At 44.8% G+C, this 20,863-nt stretch carries 21 protein-coding genes and 3 pseudogenes; 22 read left to right on the top strand and 2 right to left on the bottom strand.

The annotated features are described in order from the left end of the window. Positions 1-106: 106 nt before the first annotated feature. Positions 107-1,474 carry a DNA methyltransferase gene (locus JCM14374_RS05390; protein ID WP_054694487.1) on the top strand — a complete coding sequence of 456 codons (1,368 nt, stop codon included), beginning with the start codon at positions 107-109 and terminating at the stop codon, positions 1,472-1,474. Positions 1,475-1,514: 40 nt separating this feature from the next. On the opposite strand, the gene JCM14374_RS13425 is transcribed toward JCM14374_RS05390, so the two are convergent. Both JCM14374_RS13425 and JCM14374_RS05385 read right to left on the bottom strand, forming a co-directional pair. Next, a complete protein-coding gene (locus tag JCM14374_RS13425; RefSeq protein ID WP_157048972.1) occupies positions 1,515-1,691 on the bottom strand; it encodes a hypothetical protein in 177 nt (58 codons plus the stop codon). Between the two features lie 15 nt (positions 1,692-1,706). Beyond that, positions 1,707-1,877 (bottom strand): hypothetical protein, encoded by a 171-nt coding sequence (locus tag JCM14374_RS05385; RefSeq protein WP_157048971.1) that lies wholly within the window; start codon positions 1,875-1,877, stop codon positions 1,707-1,709. Between the two features lie 260 nt (positions 1,878-2,137). On the opposite strand from JCM14374_RS05385, the pseudogene dprA reads away from it, so the two are divergent. The 21 genes and pseudogenes from dprA to JCM14374_RS05280 form a co-directional block, all read left to right on the top strand. Next, positions 2,138-2,937: pseudogene (gene dprA / locus JCM14374_RS05380) on the top strand (DNA-processing protein DprA); the annotation flags it as partial. A 3-nt stretch (positions 2,938-2,940) separates the two neighbouring features. Continuing rightward, entirely contained in the window at positions 2,941-3,228 is a 288-nt protein-coding gene (locus JCM14374_RS05375; RefSeq protein WP_054694478.1) for a DprA-like winged helix domain-containing protein, read from the top strand. A gap of 74 nt (positions 3,229-3,302) precedes the next feature. After that, positions 3,303-5,375 (top strand): annotated as a pseudogene (gene topA, locus JCM14374_RS05370) (type I DNA topoisomerase). 1 nt (position 5,376) lies between these two features. Beyond that, positions 5,377-6,689: pseudogene (trmFO, locus tag JCM14374_RS05365) on the top strand (methylenetetrahydrofolate--tRNA-(uracil(54)-C(5))-methyltransferase (FADH(2)-oxidizing) TrmFO). A 53-nt stretch (positions 6,690-6,742) separates the two neighbouring features. Further along, a complete protein-coding gene (gene xerC / locus JCM14374_RS05360) occupies positions 6,743-7,654 on the top strand; it encodes a tyrosine recombinase XerC (protein WP_054694476.1) in 912 nt (303 codons plus the stop codon). Positions 7,655-7,656: 2 nt separating this feature from the next. Further along, complete coding sequence (gene hslV / locus JCM14374_RS05355) at positions 7,657-8,190, top strand: ATP-dependent protease subunit HslV (RefSeq protein WP_054694473.1); 534 nt, start codon at positions 7,657-7,659, stop codon at positions 8,188-8,190. Positions 8,191-8,212: 22 nt separating this feature from the next. Then, positions 8,213-9,616 (top strand): ATP-dependent protease ATPase subunit HslU, encoded by a 1,404-nt coding sequence (gene hslU / locus JCM14374_RS05350; RefSeq protein ID WP_054694470.1) that lies wholly within the window; start codon positions 8,213-8,215, stop codon positions 9,614-9,616. 22 nt (positions 9,617-9,638) lie between these two features. Further along, the gene (codY, locus tag JCM14374_RS05345) at positions 9,639-10,427 is read left to right on the top strand and encodes a GTP-sensing pleiotropic transcriptional regulator CodY (RefSeq protein WP_054694468.1); all 789 of its coding nucleotides are present in this window, start codon (positions 9,639-9,641) and stop codon (positions 10,425-10,427) included. A gap of 153 nt (positions 10,428-10,580) precedes the next feature. Next, complete coding sequence (gene flgB, locus JCM14374_RS05340) at positions 10,581-10,997, top strand: flagellar basal body rod protein FlgB (RefSeq protein ID WP_054694465.1); 417 nt, start codon at positions 10,581-10,583, stop codon at positions 10,995-10,997. Positions 10,998-11,003: 6 nt separating this feature from the next. Beyond that, positions 11,004-11,468 carry a flagellar basal body rod protein FlgC gene (gene flgC / locus JCM14374_RS05335; protein WP_054694462.1) on the top strand — a complete coding sequence of 155 codons (465 nt, stop codon included), beginning with the start codon at positions 11,004-11,006 and terminating at the stop codon, positions 11,466-11,468. A 16-nt stretch (positions 11,469-11,484) separates the two neighbouring features. After that, a complete protein-coding gene (gene fliE, locus JCM14374_RS05330; protein WP_054694459.1) occupies positions 11,485-11,802 on the top strand; it encodes a flagellar hook-basal body complex protein FliE in 318 nt (105 codons plus the stop codon). A gap of 20 nt (positions 11,803-11,822) precedes the next feature. Beyond that, positions 11,823-13,157: a flagellar basal-body MS-ring/collar protein FliF gene (gene fliF / locus JCM14374_RS05325; RefSeq protein ID WP_054694457.1), complete on the top strand. Its 1,335-nt coding sequence runs from the start codon at positions 11,823-11,825 to the stop codon at positions 13,155-13,157. After that, on the top strand, positions 13,154-13,474 hold the full coding sequence (locus tag JCM14374_RS05320; RefSeq protein WP_054694454.1) for a hypothetical protein: 321 nt from the start codon (positions 13,154-13,156) through the stop codon (positions 13,472-13,474). The genes fliF and JCM14374_RS05320 overlap by 4 nt, the downstream gene beginning before the upstream one ends. Before the next feature lie 4 nt (positions 13,475-13,478). Then, positions 13,479-14,495: a flagellar motor switch protein FliG gene (gene fliG, locus JCM14374_RS05315; RefSeq protein ID WP_054694451.1), complete on the top strand. Its 1,017-nt coding sequence runs from the start codon at positions 13,479-13,481 to the stop codon at positions 14,493-14,495. Continuing rightward, on the top strand, positions 14,488-15,327 hold the full coding sequence (locus tag JCM14374_RS05310) for a FliH/SctL family protein (protein ID WP_054694448.1): 840 nt from the start codon (positions 14,488-14,490) through the stop codon (positions 15,325-15,327). The genes fliG and JCM14374_RS05310 overlap by 8 nt, the downstream gene beginning before the upstream one ends. After that, positions 15,320-16,654, top strand: a complete 1,335-nt coding sequence (gene fliI / locus JCM14374_RS05305) for a flagellar protein export ATPase FliI (protein WP_054694445.1) — start codon at positions 15,320-15,322, stop codon at positions 16,652-16,654. Before JCM14374_RS05310 ends, fliI begins: the two co-directional genes overlap by 8 nt. A 3-nt stretch (positions 16,655-16,657) precedes the next feature. Beyond that, positions 16,658-17,107, top strand: coding sequence for a flagellar export protein FliJ (gene fliJ / locus JCM14374_RS05300; protein WP_054694443.1), 450 nt, complete (start codon positions 16,658-16,660; stop codon positions 17,105-17,107). Positions 17,108-17,201: 94 nt separating this feature from the next. Then, positions 17,202-17,786 (top strand): MotE family protein, encoded by a 585-nt coding sequence (locus JCM14374_RS05295; protein ID WP_054694438.1) that lies wholly within the window; start codon positions 17,202-17,204, stop codon positions 17,784-17,786. Between the two features lie 93 nt (positions 17,787-17,879). Further along, on the top strand, positions 17,880-19,874 hold the full coding sequence (locus JCM14374_RS05290) for a flagellar hook-length control protein FliK (RefSeq protein ID WP_054694435.1): 1,995 nt from the start codon (positions 17,880-17,882) through the stop codon (positions 19,872-19,874). Between the two features lie 13 nt (positions 19,875-19,887). Continuing rightward, positions 19,888-20,433, top strand: coding sequence for a flagellar hook capping FlgD N-terminal domain-containing protein (locus JCM14374_RS05285; protein ID WP_054694432.1), 546 nt, complete (start codon positions 19,888-19,890; stop codon positions 20,431-20,433). 13 nt (positions 20,434-20,446) lie between these two features. Next, positions 20,447-20,830, top strand: a complete 384-nt coding sequence (locus JCM14374_RS05280; protein ID WP_054694430.1) for a TIGR02530 family flagellar biosynthesis protein — start codon at positions 20,447-20,449, stop codon at positions 20,828-20,830. The last annotated feature ends 33 nt before the right edge of the window (positions 20,831-20,863 follow it).

The raw sequence follows: 20,863 nt of genomic DNA, 5'->3' as shown, positions 1-20,863 counted from the left end.
TCAGCGTTCTGAGATTCAATTTTGTCATCAGCCCGAGAGGCCCTGGGTTACCAGGGCTTTTTGTGTTAGAATGATTTGAGATACCAGGGTTAAAAGGGGAGAAAAAATGGCTGAACTGCCTGATGACAGCGTTAAACTCATATGGAAGGATAAGCACTGCCAATCGCAGAAAAAAAGCGGCTTAATCTTGGAGCCATCTCATGTCTTCCCCAATGTGCAGTACGACAGCGGCGGCCTGTTTTTGCCGGTAATAAATAATTCTGTGTCGGTGGATTTATCTGAAAACAGGTTTATGGAAGCTGATAATTTGGACGTTTTGGATTTGTTAGAACGCGAATCATATGCAGGCAAAATCGATTTAATATATATTGACCCGCCGTATTATTCATCTAACCAGTATCTCTCCAGGGTTATGCTTCAAGGAAAAAATCAGAATCAATGGCTGGCCCGGCCAGTATTTGACGATAGCAGCCGCAGTGATTTACGGGGTTATTTGCATAATCTTTTCCCGCGCCTGGTAAGAATGCGAGAATTTCTTTCTGACAAAGGCAGTATTTTTGTTCACTTGGACTGGCATGCCGGTCATTATGTAAAGGTGCTAATGGACGAAATATTCGGGCCCGAACATTTTATAAACGAAATTGTCTGGTGTTATGGCGGGGGCTCGGGCAGCCGCAAGCATTTTCATCGCAAACATGATATTATCCTCTGGTACGGGCGCGGGCGCAATTATACATTTAATCCCCAATACCGAAGCTACAGCACCGGCACCTTGCAGCGTGGATTAACCAGGGTTAAAGGTGACAAATACAAACTGCATGAAGAAGGGGCCCTACTGCAGGACTGGTGGACAGATATTAATAAGATTTTAAGCCCCACTGCCTATGAAAACCTTAAATTTCCCACCCAGAAACCAGCAGCCCTGATTAAGAGGTTAATTGCGGCTGCGTCTAATCCCGGAGATCTTGTAGCGGATTTTTATTGCGGTTCAGGCACAGTGCCACAGGTTTGTGAGGAAATGGACCGTAAGTGGCTGGCTTGCGATATCAGTTCTATTGCGGCCTCCACAACACTATATCGACTTCTGCAGGCGGGAGCCAAACCGTTTAGGTGGGACACCATTGCCAGCAGCTGCGAAGAGGGCATGCCCGGAATTGAAATGAAAACAAGCTGCCAGTACCATCCTGCGGCAGGAAAATACCAGATTGAATTGATTATCACCGATTATATTCCTGCAGTATATGATCAAGAACCTAATAATGAACAAAACGGTCGTTATTTAATTGATTTTTGGGAAATTGATACAGATTATGATCAAAAAACATTTCGTTCTTCTCTGCAAATACTGCGTAAAGATCGGAAACGTTTTGACCAGGGATTATGCTGGCAGGCGGGCATAACCGTTGAAAAACCTCCAGCAGCAATGGCGGTCAGGTTCATGATGTATTTGGCCGCAGGATTATTAAAAAATTAAAAATTGAGCCGGGGATTGACATCTGCCAATCCCCGGTTAATCAGTAGGTTCTGATCCTATTTTGACGCAGTAGATTCTGAATATCGTTTTCTTTATCATCACCTGCAGGCAGCCATAATTCCTCATAAGCATCTTCCGGCTCAAGGTCTTCTATATTTGAAGATAATCTGAGCCTGCGGTTAAGTTTATTTAATGGTTCTTCGCTGTAAACTCGCATCAAAGTCCTCCGTAATTAATGATGATGCCTGTGTTCGGAATGGGCTATCATACTGCCTAACGCATAAACGCCAGCTATGGTAGCTGCGTGTAATGCCCACCATCCGGGCTCGAGAAAACTAAAAGTACCAGGATCAACACGGTCACTATTCATGAGTTTTTTGGCAAATGAATTTCTTCGATCCATAAAATCTAAAATCATGTCTGCACTCCTTTCATAAAATTTATTTTTGCCTTCAGGTGCATTATATTTTTCCCTCTGTTTATGCAGCTTAGATTAGAAATTAATGTTATTTGTTTCAACAAATAAAAGTAAAAAATATGAAACAATGGTATCGGTAACAAAAAATCTATTGCAGAATAAAATCTTTTGTGTTATCTATACCTTTAGACTTCAATTCGGTTATTCAGTTTACCGAATAATAGTTGAGAAAGAGGAACAAAAGCATGGAGCCTAAAGAAACAGCTGCTTTGGCTGTCTTGCACTCCATCAAAGGGATAGGAAATAAAACCCTATGGACTATTGCTGAGAATTTTGGCAGTTTCGCAGCATGTTGGAACGCCCCCACGGAACGGTTAAATGCTGCGCCGCTTAGCGCCGAAATAGTTCGGGATATTATTGAACTAAGAAAAAGAGTCGATCCCCTGCAATATCTGGAGAGTATATTATCCCGGGGAATAAGAGCAGTATCCTGGCAGGACAGCGAATATCCCGCCCAGCTAAGGAATATTTCCAATCCTCCTTATATATTCTATTGTCAAGGGCAAATAGAAGCAGCGGCCCAACCATGTATTGGCATTGTAGGATCACGACAGGCCAGTAACTACGGAAGAACTGTGGCCCACAGATTTGCCAGGGAATTGGCTGGTCATGGCATAACCATAGTAAGCGGAATGGCGCGGGGAATTGACAGCGAAGCTCATCTTGGCGCTCTGGAAAGCGGAAAAACTGCAGCTGTTTTAGGTAATGGGCTGAATATTATTTATCCGCCCGAAAACAAACATCTTTTTGAACAAATAACTATGTCAGGTCTTGTTATGACCGAATTTCCTTTAAATAGCGGTCCAGAACCCAAACATTTCCCGATGCGTAACCGGATTATTTCCGGTTTGTGCCGGGGAATAGTAGTGATAGAAGCCCGGCAAAAAAGCGGGGCTCTTATTACGGCTGATTTTGCCTGGAGCAGGGGCGCGACGTATTTGCGGTACCCGGTTCAATTAACAGCAAAAACAGTGAAGGTGCCAATAATTTGATTAAGCAGGGCGCTAAACTGGTTAGCTGTATTGAGGATATAATTGAAGAATACCCTGATTTAATTATATCGTCTGGACAAAACCATATGAGTCAGGGCCATCTTGAACTGCAGGATGAAGAAGAAAAAAGAATAGTAGATTTCATGGGTTCTGAAGCCATTCATTTTGATGAGTTATTACAGTTGTCAGCCATGAATATCGGCCAATTGAGCACTCTTTTACTGCGCCTGGAGATTCAGGGAATAATAAGGTCTCTGGTCGGCAACTATTATATTCGGGTATGAAAATCTGTGATAATCTGTGTCAATCTGGGGCGACTTTCATTAAGTCCATGTATTTATTAGAGAGGTGATAGTTTTTGGCGGAAAATACCCTGGTTATTGTTGAGTCGGCGGCTAAAGCCAAAACCCTGAGCAAATTTTTGGGCCGAGGTTATAAAGTAAAGGCTTCAGTCGGACATATTAAGGATTTGCCCAAAAGCAAGCTCGGAATCGATGTTGATAATAATTTCGAACCTCAATATATAACCATAAGGGGTAAAGGGGCCTTGCTGAAGGAAATTAAGGATGAGGCCCAAAAGGCTGACCGGGTTTTACTGGCTACTGACCCTGACCGGGAAGGGGAAGCCATTGCCTGGCACCTGCAAAACGCAATTAAACTGGCGGATGATTCCAAATGCCGCATTGAATTTAATGAAATAACCAAGGAGGCTGTAAAAGCTGCTATTAAGAAGGCCCGCCGTGTCGATGGTGATCGTGTAAATGCTCAACAGGCGCGCAGGATATTGGACCGGCTGGTGGGATACAATTTAAGCCCATTGCTCTGGAGCAAAGTGCGAAAGGGTTTGAGCGCAGGCCGAGTTCAATCGGTTGTGGTAAGGCTTATTTGTGACCGGGAAAAGGAAATACAAGATTTTAAAGCAGAGGAATACTGGACCGTAGAAGCAGTATTAGCTGCCGATGCCAAATCATTTTCTGCCCGTTTGACCAGCCGAGATAAACATAAAATTAATATTACGAATGCCAAAGAAAAAGACCAGGTATTAAAAGACTTGCAGGATTCAAATCTGCTGGTTTCTAAAATCGAAAAAAAGAAAAAACGCAGAAAACCTGCGCCTCCATTTATCACCAGCACACTGCAGCAGGAGCTGCCAAACGCCTGAACTTTTACTCTAAACGTACTATGAAAGTAGCGCAGGAACTCTATGAGGGACTGGAAATCGGCAAAGAGGGTACTATCGGGCTTATTACCTATTTGCGAACCGATTCTACGCGTAGCCCAGGTAGCTCAGGAAGAAGCCCTGGAGTTTATTCGTTCTCATTATGGAGAGCTCTATGCTCCGGAAACCCCCAACCAGTATAAGAGCAAGAAAACCGCGCAGGACGCTCATGAGGCTATCCGTCCCACATCGATATTACGTACTCCGGATAGTATTAAGGCTTATCTGAGCCGGGATCAGTATCGGCTGTATCGTCTCATATGGGAGCGTTTCCTGGCCAGTCAGATGACAGCAGCTGTTTATGATACCATAGCCGTTGATATCGAAGCCGGAATTTATGGATTAAGGGCCAGTTCTTCGCAAATTAAATTCCCGGGTTACCAAAAGGTTTATGCTGAAGAAGAGGAAGAAGATAATAAGAATTATATTCCTCCTTTAAAAGAAGGACAGTCATTGTCATTAAACGATCTGCAGGCTGAACAGCATTTTACCCAACCCCCGCCCCGTTTTACAGAAGCCAGCCTGGTTAAGCTGCTGGAAGAAAACAATATTGGCAGGCCCAGCACCTATGCTCCCATAATTGATACCATCTTAAAAAGATACTACGTTGAACGGCAAAACCGCCAGTTTGTTCCTACTGAATTGGGTTTTATCGTAGTAGATATCTTAAAGGACCATTTCCCCAATATTGTGGAAGTAGATTTTACCGCGCATATGGAAGAAAACCTGGATAAAATTGAAGAAGGCGAACTTGACTGGCATAAGGTGGTGCGTGATTTCTTTGAACCCTTTGCCGCAGACTTGGCCAAGGCCAGCACCATGGTGGAAAAGGTAGAACTGCCTCGTGAAGAAGCCGGTAAGGATTGCCCGCACTGCGGCAAACCTCTCTTAATAAAACATGGCCGTTTCGGCAAGTTCATGGCTTGTTCAGGTTTTCCCGACTGCCGTTACACCGAATCGATGAATGAAGAAGTTGGGGTTAAGTGCCCCGAATGCGGCGGGGAAATATTAGCCCTGAAGAGCAAGAAAGGGAAAAGATTTTACGGTTGTGCCAATTATCCGGCCTGCGAATTCCGTTCCTGGAATAAACCCACAGGACAAAAATGCCCGGTATGCGGAGAACCTCTGGTGGAAAAGAACCAGCGTTCCCTGGAAGGAAAACTCGTCTGTCAGAATTCACAGTGTAAATATGTAACCGAAGCGAGGGCCTGAAGTGAAGAAAATAAATGTTATCGGCGGGGGCCTGGCAGGTTGTGAAGCTGCTTATCACATAGCCCGGCAGGGTATCCCCGTGATGCTGTGGGAGATGCGGCCCGGGAAAAACACACCGGTTCACACTACCCCTAATCTGGCCGAACTGGTCTGCAGCAACTCCTTAAAATCAGAATTGGAAACCACTGCCCAGGGCTTATTGAAAAAGGAAATGCGAGCTCTGGGCTCAATTTTGCTTGACGGGGCCGATCAAGTCAGAGTGCCTGCCGGATCTGCCCTGGCGGTTGACAGGGAATCTTTTGCCCGCCTGATTACTGAACAAATCGAATCACATCCATTGATTAGCGTGATGCGGCAGGAATGTTCATCGATTCCTAATGAGGGTATTAACATAGTGGCGACAGGACCTTTAACCTCTGAATCATTTAGCGCTTATCTGCGGCAGATAACAGGAGAAGATAACTTCTATTTCTTTGATGCGGTTGCTCCCAGCGTATCCTTTGAAAGTTTGGATCATAATAAAATATTCAGAGCCTCGCGATACGGCAAAGGCGGTGAAGATTATCTTAATTGCCCCCTCACTCGGGATGAGTATGAACATTTTTACGAAGAACTGGTAAAAGCCGATACCAGTGCGGGACATAGTATAGACCGAGCCTTGTTTTTTGAGGGTTGTATGCCTATTGAAGTGATGGCCAGGCGGGGAATGGATACCTTGCGTTTTGGCCCTATGCGTCCTGTAGGGCTGTACGATAAAAATGGCGAACGTCCCTATGCGGCAGTACAGCTGCGCCAGGAAGATCAGGATGCTCGCATCTGGGGTCTGGTAGGTTTTCAAACCCGGCTCAAATGGGGGGAACAGGACAGAATTCTGCGCATGATACCGGGACTAGAGAATGCTGCCTTTGTTCGTTATGGGGTAATGCATCGCAACTCATATATAAACAGTCCCCGCTTATTGCTGCCGTCTTTGCAGTTAAAGAATGAACCGCGGGTTTTATTTGCGGGACAGATAACAGGTGTGGAAGGTTATATGGAATCGGCGGCTACAGGAATAATCGCGGGAATTAATGCGGTCCGCTTGTGGCGCGGCCTGGATACAGTGGTTCCAGGTCCCAATACTATGATTGGAGCTTGCTGAAGTTCATCACAACCTCATCTGGTAATTTATTTCAGCCCATCAACGCAAATTTTGGTTTATTACCTCCGCTGGAAAAACCGATAAAGAAAAAGGCTGAAAAATATCAGGCATATGCAGAAAGAGCCCTGCGGGATATTGAGAAATTTTCAGAATTGTTTATAAAAGAGTTGTAAAAAGAATTTCCTTATGTTACATTTTTTCGTAAGAACAAGCCAGAGGAATGACCATGCTTTTTAATCAGGTTGACTATTTTCTGGAACACCTGCGCATTGAAAAAAGCGCGTCGAAGCTAACGCTGATTAGTTACAGAACTGATCTGCTGCAATTCTTTAATTATGTTGCCCAGAGCTGCAAACTGGCAGTAGAAAATGTAGACGAAACAGTAATTAATCATAAAACAGTACGTGAATATTTGAGTTATATGCAAGGGCAGGGTCTGAGCCGTTCTTCTATGGCCAGAAAATTAGCGGCCTTGCGTTCTTTTGTACGTTTTCTCTGCCGGGAAAACATAATTCAATATAATCCCATAGCCGGGGTTAGTACACCGCGCCAGGACAAAAAACTGCCTCATTTTCTATATCCGCTGGAAATAGACCTGCTGCTCAATGCGCCCGATACTACTCAGATTCTGGGAAAACGCGACCGGGCGATATTAGAGCTTGCTTACGCAACCGGTTTAAGAGTGAGTGAGCTGGTTGGTATAGATAAACAGGATATTAATTGGGATGAGGAACTGGTTAAAGTTACGGGAAAGGGTAACAAGGAACGGATTGTGCCGGTCGGAGCTCAGGCCAGGCTGGCCTTGCACCAATATCTTCAGGAAAGTTGGCCGGTTTTAAACCGTTGCAATGATAAAGAAAACGCCGCTTTGTTCCTGAACCGTTTCGGGGAGCGTATATCATCTCGCGGCGTAAGAGATATTGTTAATAAATATGTTGAACAAGTGGCATTAAATCAAAAAACCAGTCCCCATACTCTAAGGCATTCATTTGCCACACACATGTTGAACAACGGCGCGGATTTAAGGTCGGTACAGGAATTATTAGGTCATGTAAAATTATCCACTACGCAGATATACACCCATTTGACCAGGGAAAACATTAAATCAATATATAATGAAACTCATCCCCGGAGGTAATAATGTTTGAAGGAACCACAATAGTAGCAGTGAAAAAGGGGCGCAGTACGGCAATTGCCGGAGACGGCCAGGTTACATTTGCCCAGAACACCATTTTGAAGAGCAATGCCTGTAAAATCAGGCGGCTTTACGACGGGAAGGTTATTGCAGGTTTTGCCGGAGCAGTAGCCGATGCGCTGACATTGTTCAGCAAGTTTGAAGAGAAGTTGAAACAGGCAGGGGGGAATTTAACTCGCGCGGCGGTGGATTTGGCGCGTGAATGGCGTTCCGACCGGGTTTTGCGCAAATTAGAGGCATTATTGATTGTGGCGGATCAGGATAATATATTTATTATATCTGGAAACGGGGAGCTGATTGAACCAGACGATGGGGTGACCGCTATCGGATCGGGCGGAAGCTATGCTCTGGCTGCGGCGCGCGCTCTGACCAGATTCACTGATCTTGAAGCTCGGGATATTGCGGTGGAGGCTTTAAAAATAGCAGCAGAAATCTGCATTTATACCAATGACCATATATCTGTAGAAGTGGCGGAATAGAAATAATTAAGGAGAGAAAGGCGTGCAGAATCTAACGCCCAAGGAAATAGTCCAGGAACTGGATAAATTTATCATCGGACAAAAAGAGGCCAAAAAGGCAGTGGCCATAGCCCTGCGCAACCGCATACGCCGCAAAAGGCTGGCGCCGGAACTGCAGGATGAAATCTACCCTAAGAATATAATAATGATTGGTTCAACCGGGGTTGGCAAAACCGAGATAGCCAGAAGACTTGCTAAAATGGTAAAAGCCCCCTTTATAAAGGTTGAGGCCAGCAAATTTACAGAAGTAGGTTATGTGGGGCGGGACGTTGATTCCATGGTCAGAGATCTGGTGGAGACCTCTATACGTATGGTCAAACAAGAGAAGATGGCTGAAGTAGAGGACAAAGCCAGGGAACGGGCTGAGGAACGCATAATAGAAGCCTTTTTACCCTCGCCGCGCAAAAAGTATAAAAGCCCCCGTAACCCCCTGGAATATCTTCTCGGTCAAACCGCGCCTGATTCTGCGGATAACGATGAAGCATATGACAGACAGTTAAAAAATAATGAAGAGCAAAAACAAATATTACGGCAAAAACTTACACGCTTGGAATTGGAAAATGAAATGATTGAAATTGAAGTAGAAGAAAAGAACACGTCATTTATGGAGATAATTTCCGGTTCCGGAGTCGAGGAAATGGGCGTCAATATTCAGGACATGTTTGGCAGCCTTATGCCCCGTACCAAGAAACAGCGTAAAGTCACTGTAGAAGAAGCCCGGCGTATATTAACATTTGAAGAAGCCCAGCAGCTTATAGATATGGATGCCGTAAAACGGGAGGCCATTAAACGCGTTGAGGAAGATGGCATAATATTTCTGGATGAGATAGACAAAATTGCCGGCAAAGAAGGATCATACGGTCCAGACGTTTCCCGGGGCGGTGTTCAACGAGATATACTGCCTATTGTCGAAGGTGCTACGGTAGTAACCAAGTATGGCCCTGTCAAAACCGATCATATTCTATTTATCGCTGCCGGGGCATTCCATTTTAGTAAGCCCTCTGATCTAATACCTGAATTGCAGGGCCGTTTCCCCATAAGGGTGGAACTGGAGAGTCTGAGCCGGGAGGACTTAAAAAGAATCCTGCTGGAACCGAATAATTCCCTGGTTAAACAATATTCAGCCTTGCTGGGAACGGAAAATGTACAGGTAGTTTTCACTGACGACGCTGTGGATGAGATAGCTCGAATAGCCTTTGAAGTAAATGCTCGAACTGAAAATATCGGTGCTCGCCGGCTGCATACCATTATGGAAAAACTATTGGAAGATTTGTTATATGATGCTTCAGATATGTGCGGACAGGAATTTGTGATTAACGCTGAATATGTACAGAAAAAACTCAGTAAAGTTGTAGCCGATGATGACTTGAGTCGCTACATTTTATAATTAGTAGGGGGGTTGGTGAAAGGTGAGCAAAACCTTATTAGAAAAGTCGAGATCAATCAACAAAATACTGCAGAAGATCGGCGGGAATCCGGTTAATTTCTATGAAATTGCCGAGGTACTGTCACAAAACCTTGATTGCAGCGTTTTTATTGTTGGCAGGAGAGGGCAGATAGGCGGGTACGCATTTACACCCAATGCTGTATGCACTGAAATTGAAAGGCTTATGAACCATGCGGAACGTTTCCCGGAGAGTTTTAACCAGGAGTTTATCAATCTACAGGAGACTAAAACCAACATCGTTTTAGAAGAAGGCAGAAAATGTGTTTTTAATCCGAACAATACCAACTGTGATTGTTCGCGCCGCATATGGTCGATTACTCCTGTTTTTGGCGGAGCAAGAAGGATAGGAACTTTGATACTAATGCGGGAAGGCAAGAACTTCTGTGACGAGGATACGGTTCTGGCTGAATACGGGGCTATTGTAGTAGCAAATGAGATAATGCGTATGAGATCAGAGCGCATTGAAGAAGAAGCCCGCAAGAAGGCCTCGGTGCATATTGCCCTGGCTACGCTTTCTTACTCTGAAAGAGAAGCTATCGAACATATTATGGCTGAATTGAACGGGAAAGAAGGCTTGCTGGTAGCCAGCCGGATAGCCGACAAAGTAGGTATAACACGTTCGGTGATTGTCAGCGCTTTGCGCAAATTTGAAAGCGCAGGGGTAATCGAATCACGTTCGCTGGGGATGAAGGGTACATATATAAAGGTTCTGAACGATTACCTTTTTGAAGAATTAAGAAATAACAGATGATTATGGAACAGTTAGGGACTAGCAACGGAGCTAGTCCTTTTTAATTATGTAAAAAAATAGCAGAACAAGAACAAAATTTATGTTTTTTGAAGGAAAAATCTCTTGGGAGTAGAACAAATAATATTGGGAAATTAGTGTCAAAGAGGTGAGAATATGTTCGATAGGATTTTTAATTCGCCTTCACAATATTTGATTAAACAAGCTATGGATGTCGCGGCCTTAAGAAATGAAGTAATAGCTGATAATATTGCAAATGTCGACACTCCCAAATTTAAAAGAAGAGAAGTAATTTTCGAAGAAAATATTAAGAAAGTCCTACAAAATACCACAAAAAATGGTATACTTAAAACTAACGATCCCCGACATCTGCAAATGAAGGAAGATAACCCCGTGATGGTGCCAGAAATCAGAACCATGGAAGATCTCAGTTATCGAAACGATGAGAATAATGTAGATATTGATGTTGAAACCGCCAAAATGGCAAAAAATAAAATTATTTATGATAGTAACACCCAGTCATTGAACAGTGAATTAAAACTGCTGCGCATGGCAATTACTGGAAGGGGGTAATTAATATTGCGCTTTCTTGAAAGTATTGATGTGAGCGCGTCGGGGATGACAGCACAGCGTCTTCGTATGGACACGATTTCCAGCAACATGGCCAATGTTGAAACTACCAGAACGGCCAATGGCACAGGACCATACCGCCGTCAAATCGTAATATTTGAAGCCCGCAATGAAGCCCCGGCCAAAAGCAAATTCCGGGCTATGCTTGAAAAAGAACAAAAAAACTCCAACCCTGCTTATGGAGTCAGAGTTAAGGAAATCAGGCAGCTTAATGAAAATGAGGCCCCGTTTCGCCGCGTTTATGAACCATCTCATCCTGACGCTGACGCCCAGGGTTACGTCAATTATCCCAATGTTAACATTGTTGAGGAAATGACTAATATGATTTCAGCAACACGCGCTTATGAAGCCAATGCCAGGGTTATCGAAGCCTCTAAAGGCATGGCCTTAAAGGCCCTGGAAATCGGAAGATAGGAGGATTTGTTGCCAGATGAAAGCTGGTGTTTTTAACAATATTGCCCTGCGTCCTTCAGATTTGGCTAGTGGCGATTCAACCAGCACCAATAAGATTGAACCTAATAGTGGTGGTTCGGATTTCTTATCCTGTCTCAAAGATGCCCTTCATGAAGTGGATGACCTGCAAAAAGAGGCTGCCGCCAGCGGACAAAAATTGGCCCTGGGTGATCAGGAGTATCTGCATGATACGGTGATAGCATACGAAAAAGCCAACCTGGCCTTACAGCTTACCATTGAAGTTAGAAACAAAATAGTAGAATCGTTTCAAGAACTAATGAGAATTCAAATGTAGGACTTGTGGGGAGTTATGTAATGCAAACATGGTTAGACAAGGCCCGGCAATTGGGCGTTTGGTGCAAAGAAAAGTGGCTGAGTTTATCGCTTAATCAAAAAGTAATGTTTTCCGGCCTGGTTTTGATACTGATAGTTGCCGCAGTATTTTTAATGATGCGCACTGGACAGGATAATACATATGAAGTTCTTTATGCGGAAATGGAACAGAAGGATGCCGCAGCTGTCAAAGAAAAACTGGATGAATACAAAGCGGAATATAAACTGCAGGATAACGGGGACAACGGTATAACCATACTGGTGCCTCCCGAAATTAAAGATTCCACCCGTCTTAAACTGGCTGCTGAGAACCTGCCCAGCGGTGAAGCGGGTTTTGAGCTTTTTCAGCAGACTAATTTCGGAGAAACTGAAACAGACAAAAAGGTTAAATACCAACGTGCTCTCCAGGGAGAATTAGCCCGTACTATTCAAAGCCTTGACAAAATCAAGGCGGCCAAGGTTAACCTGGCACTTTCTGAACCCACCCTTTTTTCAGATAAGGAAGAACCACCAAAAGCATCTGTTGTTATTAACACCCGCGAGGGCCAAAAACTCACTCCTACTGAAGTTAAAGCTATCATCAATCTGGTTGCAAACAGTGTAGAACGCATGGATCCAGATAATGTGGTAATAGTTGACCAGGACGGCAATCTGGTTTCAGAGGATCAGCCTGCCCTTCAGGCCAATACCAGCGAAATAGTCCGTGCCCAGTTAGCTATGAAACGGGAATTTGAAAAAGAAAAAGAAGAAGCAATACAAAGCATGCTGGACAAAGTATTGGGCAAAAACAATTCAGTAGTCAGAGTCAACGCTGAATTAAACTTTAATGACCGGGAACAATTTGACGAACGTTATACCCATGATCCGGATGGCCCCTTTGTAGTAAGTGAAGATATAAAAAAGGAATCGGGTACAGATACAAAAACTCAGACAGCCAATGCTCCCGGTACCGATACGAATATACCTCAGTACCAACAGGCTGAAAATAACGGCGGTACTTCAACATATGACAAGAGCGAAAAGGTGCGTAATTACAATTTGAATAAGACCGAAACCGTCACCCAGTATGCATTAGGCGATGTAAAATACGATTATTTGACTGTCTCGGTATTTGTTAATAATGCCGGAACCAAAAACGCTAATTTGGGCGACAGCGAACAGAAAAAGGAGGAGACCATTCGAAATATTATTGCTACTTCCTGCGGGCTGCGTGAAAACCGTAAAGATGAAACGGTTCGCCTGGAAGATAACATTTCTGTAGCCTTTATAGATTTCTATGCTGAACCGCTGCGCCAGCTGAACCTCAGGGGGCTTTGAACAAAGTTATGGCTTCACCGTTTGCTCCCTGGTTATTCGCGGCCCTGGCAGTCATTATCATAGCATTAGTCCTCCTGCTCAAACGGCGCAAAGAACAAAGAGAACAGGAAGAGATGGAAGCTATGCAGGAAGAATTGAGCGGCTTCGAACGATTGGTCGAAGAAGAAATCCGGTTGGAGGATATTATTGAAAAGGATATGACACCGGAAGAAAAAGAACGCCAGAGGATTAAACAGGAAGTTGAAAAACTGATTGACGAGAATCCTGAAAATGCAGCTCAGGTACTTAAGACCTGGCTGCTGGAAGATTTGAGGTGATTAAATGGCTACTGCTGCCAAGAAGGGTTTAAATGGCAAACAAAAGGCGGCGAACTTCCTCATTTATGTGGGCCCCGAAAAGTCAGCCAAATTATTTAAACATTTAAATGAAGAGGAAATAGAACAGCTTACACTGGAAATCGCTAATGTGCGTCAGGTATCTATGGAAAAAATAGACGAAATTTTCCGTGAATTCTACGAAATGTGCATAGCCAGCAAATTTATAGGCCAGGGCGGAATAGGTTATGCCAAAGAAGTTCTGGAGCGCGCTTACGGCGAAGAAAAGACCGCCGAAATCATAGGACGAATTTCCGCGTCACTGCAGGTAAGGCCATTTGATTTTATGCGCAAGACCGAACCGGCTCAATTGCTTAATTTCATTCAATCTGAACACCCCCAGACCATAGCGCTGATTCTAGCTTATCTTGAACCAGAGAAGGCGTCCATGATTCTGTCTGCCCTCTCACCTGAAAGGCAGGCCGAAGTTGCCAAGAGGATTGCCATAATGGATACCACTTCTCCTGAAGTTATCAAAGAGGTTGAAAGGGTACTGGAACGCAAACTTTCATCTATTGTACCGCAAGAACTCACGGCTGCCGGCGGTATCAAGTCAGTAGTAGAGATAATCAACCGGGTTGACCGCGGTACTGAGAAAACCATTATGGAGGCCCTCGAAGTGCAGGATCCTGAACTGGCGGAAGAAATCAAGAAGCTCATGTTTGTGTTCGAAGATATTGTTATGATAGACGACCGGTCGGTACAGCGGGTACTGAGAGAAGTGGAATCTCAGGATCTGGCTTTGGCGCTCAAGGGCGCCAGCAACGAAGTGGGTCAGAAGATCTACCGCAATATGTCCAGTCGTGCTTCGGATATGCTGCGCGAGGATATCGAATTCATGGGTCCTGTCCGCCTGCGGGATGTTGAAGAAGCACAGCAGCGCATAGTTAATATCATTCGCCGCCTGGAAGAAACGGGCGAGATAGTAATTGCCCGTGGTGGGGGAGATGAAGTAATTGTCTAGAATCATTAAGAATGGTAATGCAGTTTTCTCCCAACCCATCTTAATCGAGCCTTTTAGATTTATGGAAATTAGCGAAGAAGTACCCATATGTGAGTATGAAGAAATAGATGAACCCAGCGCGGAAGAAAAAAACGATGAATTCGAAATCGCGCAAAGAGAGCTTGAGCGTTTAAAAGAAGAAAGCCAATTAATTCTTACTGAAACTGAACAAATGGTAATGGATCTGCTGCAAAAAGCCCGAGATGAAGCCCGCGGTATATTAAGCGGCGCTCAGGAAGAGGCAGAATTGGTGCGTTCACAGGCTGAAGAAGAAGCCCAGCAGATTAGAAAAAGGGCTTTTGAAGAAGCCTATGCTGAAGGACTTAAGAAGGCCCAGCTCGATATAGAAGAAGACCGTCAGGCTGCACTGCAGCAGAGTGCGGAGATCATTGAAGAAGCGAGACAGACCAAAATTCAGATTATGAGGTCTTGCGAATCTGATATGGTGCGTTTAGTCATGGCTGTAGCGAAAAAGGTTATTGCCAGCGAACTGACCACTAATCCTGATATTATTATTAATGTTCTGCGAGAATCCATTAGTTACCTTGATAAACCTGATAATATTATGGTTTATGTTAATCCGCGTGATTTAGAAAGACTTTTAGATGTAACGAAAACTGAAACTTTTTTCGATATAGGAACTAATGATGTAAATTTAAATTTCCAGGGTGATGACAGGATATCACCAGGAGGTTGTTCTCTGGAAAGCGAAGGAGGTTCAGTGGATACCAGGTTAGAAACCCGTATTGCCGCTGTAGAACAAGCTCTGCAGGAAGTGAGCGGTGATGAATAAAGCTGTCGTTTTACCGATGGAAAAATATATGGATTCCATAGCGCGCGCACCCAGCTGCCAGTTGAAAGGAAGGGTGTCGCGGGCTGTTGGCTTGACTTTGGAAGCCAGCGGTCCCAGGGTGCGTTTGGGGGAGCTTTGCTACATAAAGAGCAATTATGCTGATCGTGAAATGATACCTGCTGAGGTGGTAGGATTTCGTGATAAAAAAATCCTGCTCATGCCCTTGGGAAATCTGGAAGGGATCGGGCCGGGCAGCGAATTGTTAGCCACAGGCAGCATCCTGCGGATTCAGGTGGGCATGGAGCTGAAAGGCCGGGTTTTAAATGGGCTGGGTGAAACGATAGACGATAAGGGCAGGCTCAAATCATCTATAACCTATCCGGTTATTAATCCCCCGCCTAATCCGCTTACCCGTCAGAGAATCACCTCGGCCTTGTCGGTTGGGGTTAAGGCCATTGACGGTTTAATAACTGTCGGCAAAGGACAAAGAATGGGCATTTTGGCTGGCAGCGGTGTTGGTAAAAGCACGCTTATTGGCATGATAGCCAGGAACACTGATGCCGATATAAACGTAATTGCCTTGATTGGCGAACGAGGCCGCGAGGTCAGGGAATTCTTGGAAAAGGATTTGGGCGAGAAAGGACTTGAACGGTCAGTCGTTGTGGTAGCTACGTCTGATCAACCGGCTCTGGTCAGGTTAAAGGGTGCCTTTGTGGCCACCAGTATAGCTGAGTATTTTCGTGATCAGGGTATGGATGTACTCCTGCTTATGGATTCATTAACCAGGTTTGCTCTGGCCCAACGCGAAGTTGGTTTGGCCATTGGCGAACCTCCCGCTACGAGGGGCTATACCCCATCGGTTTTTGCGCTTTTGCCTCGTTTGCTGGAAAGAGCGGGGACCGCCGAAAAGGGCAGCATCACCGGCCTATATTCAGTTCTGGTAGAGGGTGATGATATGAACGAACCGGTTACCGATGCGGTTCGGGGTATTTTGGACGGACATGTAGCATTAAATAGAAATATGGCCGCCCAAAACCTCTATCCGGCTATAGATGTCCTGCAAAGCATCAGCAGAGTAATGATAGACATTGTGCCTCCGGAACAAATGCAGACCGCCAACCGATTCAGAAGTTTGCTGGCAACCTATGAAGAAGCCCGGGATTTGATCGACATTGGAGCCTATAAACGGGGATCAAACGCTCGTATCGATGAATCTATTGCGCTTATAGAAAAGTGCCGCAGTTTTCTGCGTCAAGGTATTTTTGAAGAAAGCAGCTACACAGACACAATAGAACTTCTTAACCAGGCTGTTAATCCGGGAGGTTAGTTTATGAAGGCTTTTCGTTTTCGGCTGCAAACTAACCTGAATTTAGCAGCAGGCCAGGAAAAACTGGCGCAGGAAGAACTGCAGAAAGCTATGCAGTATCGCGACCAACTGGCCCGGGAACTCGATTATGCTTATAATAGGCTGCATAATATTCAGGATGAATTAAGGGAGATGCTGTTTGACGCGGTGCCGTTTGCCAGAGTAATACTGGTTAAACAATATATGCCAGTTTTAATGGATATGATTCATAACCTGCAGGATCAACTCAATAGAGCTGAGGAGATAGTGGAGAAGCGCCGCTTAACTTTGCTGGAAAGAAAAAGGGAAACTCAGGTTTTAGAGCGTTTAAAAGAAAAAGAATGGACGCGTTATTTACATGAATTACAGATGGAAGAACAAAAGTTAATTGATGAAGTAGCGGTAACCGGACACTACCGCAAGGGTATAGGGTAAAAAGGAATTAACCACAGATTATCACAATTAATTTTCTGCAGCTTATTCATTAGAACATATTATGTCTTTGATTGTTTGGTTGAGGGAGAGGCTAATGCGCAAGTTTCTAAAAATATTCTTCTTAATATTATTGGTCATACTGATAGCAGGGGGAGCGGGATACGTTTTGATGCGTTCAGGCATATTACAGGCCCCCAAGTTTTTACCTTCACTTCCGGTAGTAGGCAAGTACTTTGCGGAACCGCAGAAACCACAAATAGATCCGGAGTTAATAAAGCTGCGGCGTGAAAACCTTGAATTGAGCCAAATTATCAAACAGAAAAGGGCCGAAATGGAAAAACTGCAGAAAAAGTACGATGATCTTGATAAAACGCTCACCGCCACTCAGGAGAGCGAAGATAGCCTAAAAGATGATATAGCCCGGTTGAATCAGCAGATTATAGATTCAAAAAATAATACGGCAGCTCAGGAATCAGCTTATAAAGATATGGCTGCCTATTTTAGCGAAATGAAGGTAAAGGATGCTGCCGATATCTTATCCCGGCTCAAAGATGAGGATATTATTGGGATATTAAATGAAATGGAGAAGGATACCGGCGCTGAAATATTGCAGAATTTTGAACGCAGCAAAGCGGCATCGGTAACAAAGAAGATGCTCATTACCAGTCAGAACCCCTAAGCAGCGGTTGAAGGCGGATTTTATAACGGTAATAATATCCGGCTTCAACCCCTTGCCGCAATGAGGGGAATTCATGAAAAAGGAGGTGAGAAATTGCAGAATATTGAAGTCATGGCCCTGGCAGCACCCCAATCCACCCAGCAGATTAGCAACGTAACGCGTTCTGAACCATCACGGTTGAATTCTCCCCGCAGCAGCTTCAAGAAACTGCTGGCGATCCAAGGACAAAACAAGAAAGACTTGCCGGTTTTGCGGGAGAAACTTGGCCCATCATCTTTTGAACCTGACATGGTTGCGAATCATTACCTATTAAATGGAAAAGAATCAGCTTCGGCCACGGATAATTCAGCTTTAACGGGCAGTCCCAAGGTAAATTTGACCATAGAGAATCAAAAGGCTCCGGATTTACCCTTCACGACGTCAAATAATCAGGAGCTTTTGTCAGAACTGACTGTGGCGGAGCAGGATTATGAGCCTCAGGTTGCGGGATCATGCGAAATTGCGGGCAAATCACCCGGCAACGGCGGGGAAACAGTGCCTGTATTAGCTGTTGCCGCACCAGACGCATTATTCAATATCATTGCAACAGAAGGCCAAAAAGCGGAGACTGCAGCACCAAAAACGCAGAACATGGATATAGATTCACCAACCGTTGCTGCGGTTCAAGCCGGCATGTTGTCTGAGGATGTTCCTGACTTTATGCCAGAAGCAGGCGAAAAGACGCCATCTTTGGCATCGAACCAGGAAAACCCGGAATTTGCTGGTATTAACACAACCAGGGCTGGCAGCCTGGTTTCTTATGACAATTTGGTTAATGAACCCGGCCTGCCATTTCAGGAACCAACAGATAAAACCGAACCGGCGGGAGTAAAGGTTCAAATTGAACTGGCGGATTTTTCAGATACCGAACCAGGGAAAAGGCTGACCGATAAACTAACAGCTGCTGTGAAAACAACTACAGAAGTACATGTATATTCCCAGGCGTCTGAAAATCAAAGCGAAAACCCAGTTGAATTAACAACGGTAAATCAGCCTTTGCCTGAAGAAAATGATTTATCCAAGCAGACCTTGCCGACTCAAACTATAGTACCGGTCAAAGCAGATACGGCCCCTGTTTTATCGGCATCTGACCCGGTAATTGAAACCGTTGCTGCGGCGGAAGTGCCAACCGTTCAGAAAAAAGATACCGGCCAGGAAAAATCTGCTGTGAACCTGAAAAGCGATTATCAGTTGACTAACTCAGTTGATAGTGCGGCTTCATCTGACAGTTCTGATAAGCAGAGGCTTCAGGCTTTGCTGTTAGCAAGAACGGTCCCCGCTCCTCGTGGGGAAAGCCAAACAGAGAACCCGGTGAAACCACTGCAAACTGGTGAAATACTTAAAGATCAGTTCGGTAAAACCCTTGAATCCAGTAAACTTCAGAGGCTGATAGCATTTGAACACCACCGCGCCCAGGCTGTCCAAATGCCTGACAGTCAGAATACGGCCTCATTAAATCAAACTTCGGAACTGGTTCAGGATTCCGGTGCCAATTTAAACCTACTAACATCTATAGGCAAAGACCAGGTTGGAACTGAGCTGGTTAAAAAAGATGCTGAGTTGCCGCAAACTTTTCAGGATTATGGCAAGCTGCTGGAACAGGTGGTGCAAAAAGCGGAACTAATGGTCAAATCCCAGACATCGGAAATGAAGATTCAGCTGCATCCTGAATTTTTGGGCAAGATGACTATAAAGGTCTTAATGGAAGACGGGGTTTTGACCGCTCGTTTTATCACCGACAACCATCAAGTAAAACAGATGCTGGAAAGCAACCTTCCCAACCTGAAACAAACCCTGGAAAACCACGGTATCAGGGTAGAAAAAACCGAGGTTAATGTCCAGTTAAACAACGGCGGGACGTATGACGGTTATCAGGAAGGACGCCATGACCAGTGGCAGCAACCGGCCTTCACCGCTTTCAATCATAACCGGCAGGCCAAAGGAGACGATTTCTTCCTCGCTAGCAACGAAGATGAACCATACCCGGAATCAATTGTCCTGGAATCATTTGGATTACAGAATGACGGTTCCATGAATCTTGTAATATAAGGAGGTGGAAAAAATGGCGGTAAACCAGGTTACTTCAGAAACCTTGCCCTGGTTGAGCAAAACCAGCAGCCAGCAGACAGCAAAAACAACTGTTAACAGTAAAAGCGCGCTGGGCAAAGACGATTTCTTAAAGCTGCTCATTACCGAGTTAAAATACCAGGACCCCACCGACCCGCTGGACAACAAAGAGTTTATATCCCAGATGGCTAATTTCAGCGCCCTGGAGCAAATGAGCAACCTGAACACCGGTTTCACAAAGCTTTCCGGCACTATAACCGATTCGCTGCTGCCGAGTTTGATGCTGCAGCAATCCTACAGCCTTATAGGGAGTGAAGTAAGCTATGCCAGTAAAGCTGGTGAGGATGGCAAGACTTCTACTCTAACCGGAGTCGTCAGCAAAGTAGTCTTAAAGGACGGCATACCTTACTGTGTAATAGGAAACGAAGAGGTGGAGCTGTCCAGGATAAGCGGAGTAAATGGTTTTGTTCAACAGAATAATGATGTAATGAACTCTATTCTGGAAAGATTAGATTTGCTTCTGCAAGAGCTTGGTGTATGAGAGGGTGTAAGCCATGACAAATAACCGCATATATATACCCCAGCAGCCCGTACAGCCAATATCGACCGGCAAAGATAACGTTAAGCGGTCGGCAAATAGCACAAAAAGCAAGTTCGGGCAGGTGCTGGAACAAAACCTGCGGGGGCAGCTCAAGTTCTCCCAGCACGCTCAGCAGCGTTTACAAGCCAGGAATATCGAACTAAGTTCGTCCGATATGGAAAAGCTGGAACAGGCTGTAGGCAAAGCCCGGGAAAAAGGTTCCAGGGATTCGCTGATAATTATGAATGACCTGGCCCTCCTGGTCAGCGTTAAAAACAATACTGTAATTACCGCTGTAGATGGACAAAATATCAAGGAAAACGTTTTTACCAATATCGACAGCGCGGTAATCGTCTAGGGCTGGACCTCAAAGAGGAAGCCCGGGGATGCC

The sequence above is a fragment of the Syntrophomonas palmitatica JCM 14374 genome, from assembly GCF_001311885.1.
GTDB classification, from domain to species: domain Bacteria; phylum Bacillota; class Syntrophomonadia; order Syntrophomonadales; family Syntrophomonadaceae; genus Syntrophomonas_A; species Syntrophomonas_A palmitatica.
The sequence above is the reverse complement of the archived record's forward strand: the minus strand, read 5'-3'. Positions and strand labels throughout refer to the sequence as shown.

Coding starts and splice junctions, on each gene's coding strand:
- JCM14374_RS05390 (WP_054694487.1), top strand. CDS start 107: ATGGCTGAACTGCCTGATGACAGCGTTAAACTCATATGGAAGGATAAG.
- JCM14374_RS13425 (WP_157048972.1), bottom strand. CDS start 1,691: ATGCGAGTTTACAGCGAAGAACCATTAAATAAACTTAACCGCAGGCTC.
- JCM14374_RS05385 (WP_157048971.1), bottom strand. CDS start 1,877: ATGGATCGAAGAAATTCATTTGCCAAAAAACTCATGAATAGTGACCGT.
- xerC (WP_054694476.1), top strand. CDS start 6,743: ATGCTTTTTAATCAGGTTGACTATTTTCTGGAACACCTGCGCATTGAA.
- hslV (WP_054694473.1), top strand. CDS start 7,657: ATGTTTGAAGGAACCACAATAGTAGCAGTGAAAAAGGGGCGCAGTACG.
- flgB (WP_054694465.1), top strand. CDS start 10,581: ATGTTCGATAGGATTTTTAATTCGCCTTCACAATATTTGATTAAACAA.
- fliE (WP_054694459.1), top strand. CDS start 11,485: ATGAAAGCTGGTGTTTTTAACAATATTGCCCTGCGTCCTTCAGATTTG.
- fliF (WP_054694457.1), top strand. CDS start 11,823: ATGCAAACATGGTTAGACAAGGCCCGGCAATTGGGCGTTTGGTGCAAA.
- fliG (WP_054694451.1), top strand. CDS start 13,479: ATGGCTACTGCTGCCAAGAAGGGTTTAAATGGCAAACAAAAGGCGGCG.
- fliI (WP_054694445.1), top strand. CDS start 15,320: ATGAATAAAGCTGTCGTTTTACCGATGGAAAAATATATGGATTCCATA.
- fliJ (WP_054694443.1), top strand. CDS start 16,658: ATGAAGGCTTTTCGTTTTCGGCTGCAAACTAACCTGAATTTAGCAGCA.
- JCM14374_RS05295 (WP_054694438.1), top strand. CDS start 17,202: ATGCGCAAGTTTCTAAAAATATTCTTCTTAATATTATTGGTCATACTG.
- JCM14374_RS05285 (WP_054694432.1), top strand. CDS start 19,888: ATGGCGGTAAACCAGGTTACTTCAGAAACCTTGCCCTGGTTGAGCAAA.
- JCM14374_RS05280 (WP_054694430.1), top strand. CDS start 20,447: ATGACAAATAACCGCATATATATACCCCAGCAGCCCGTACAGCCAATA.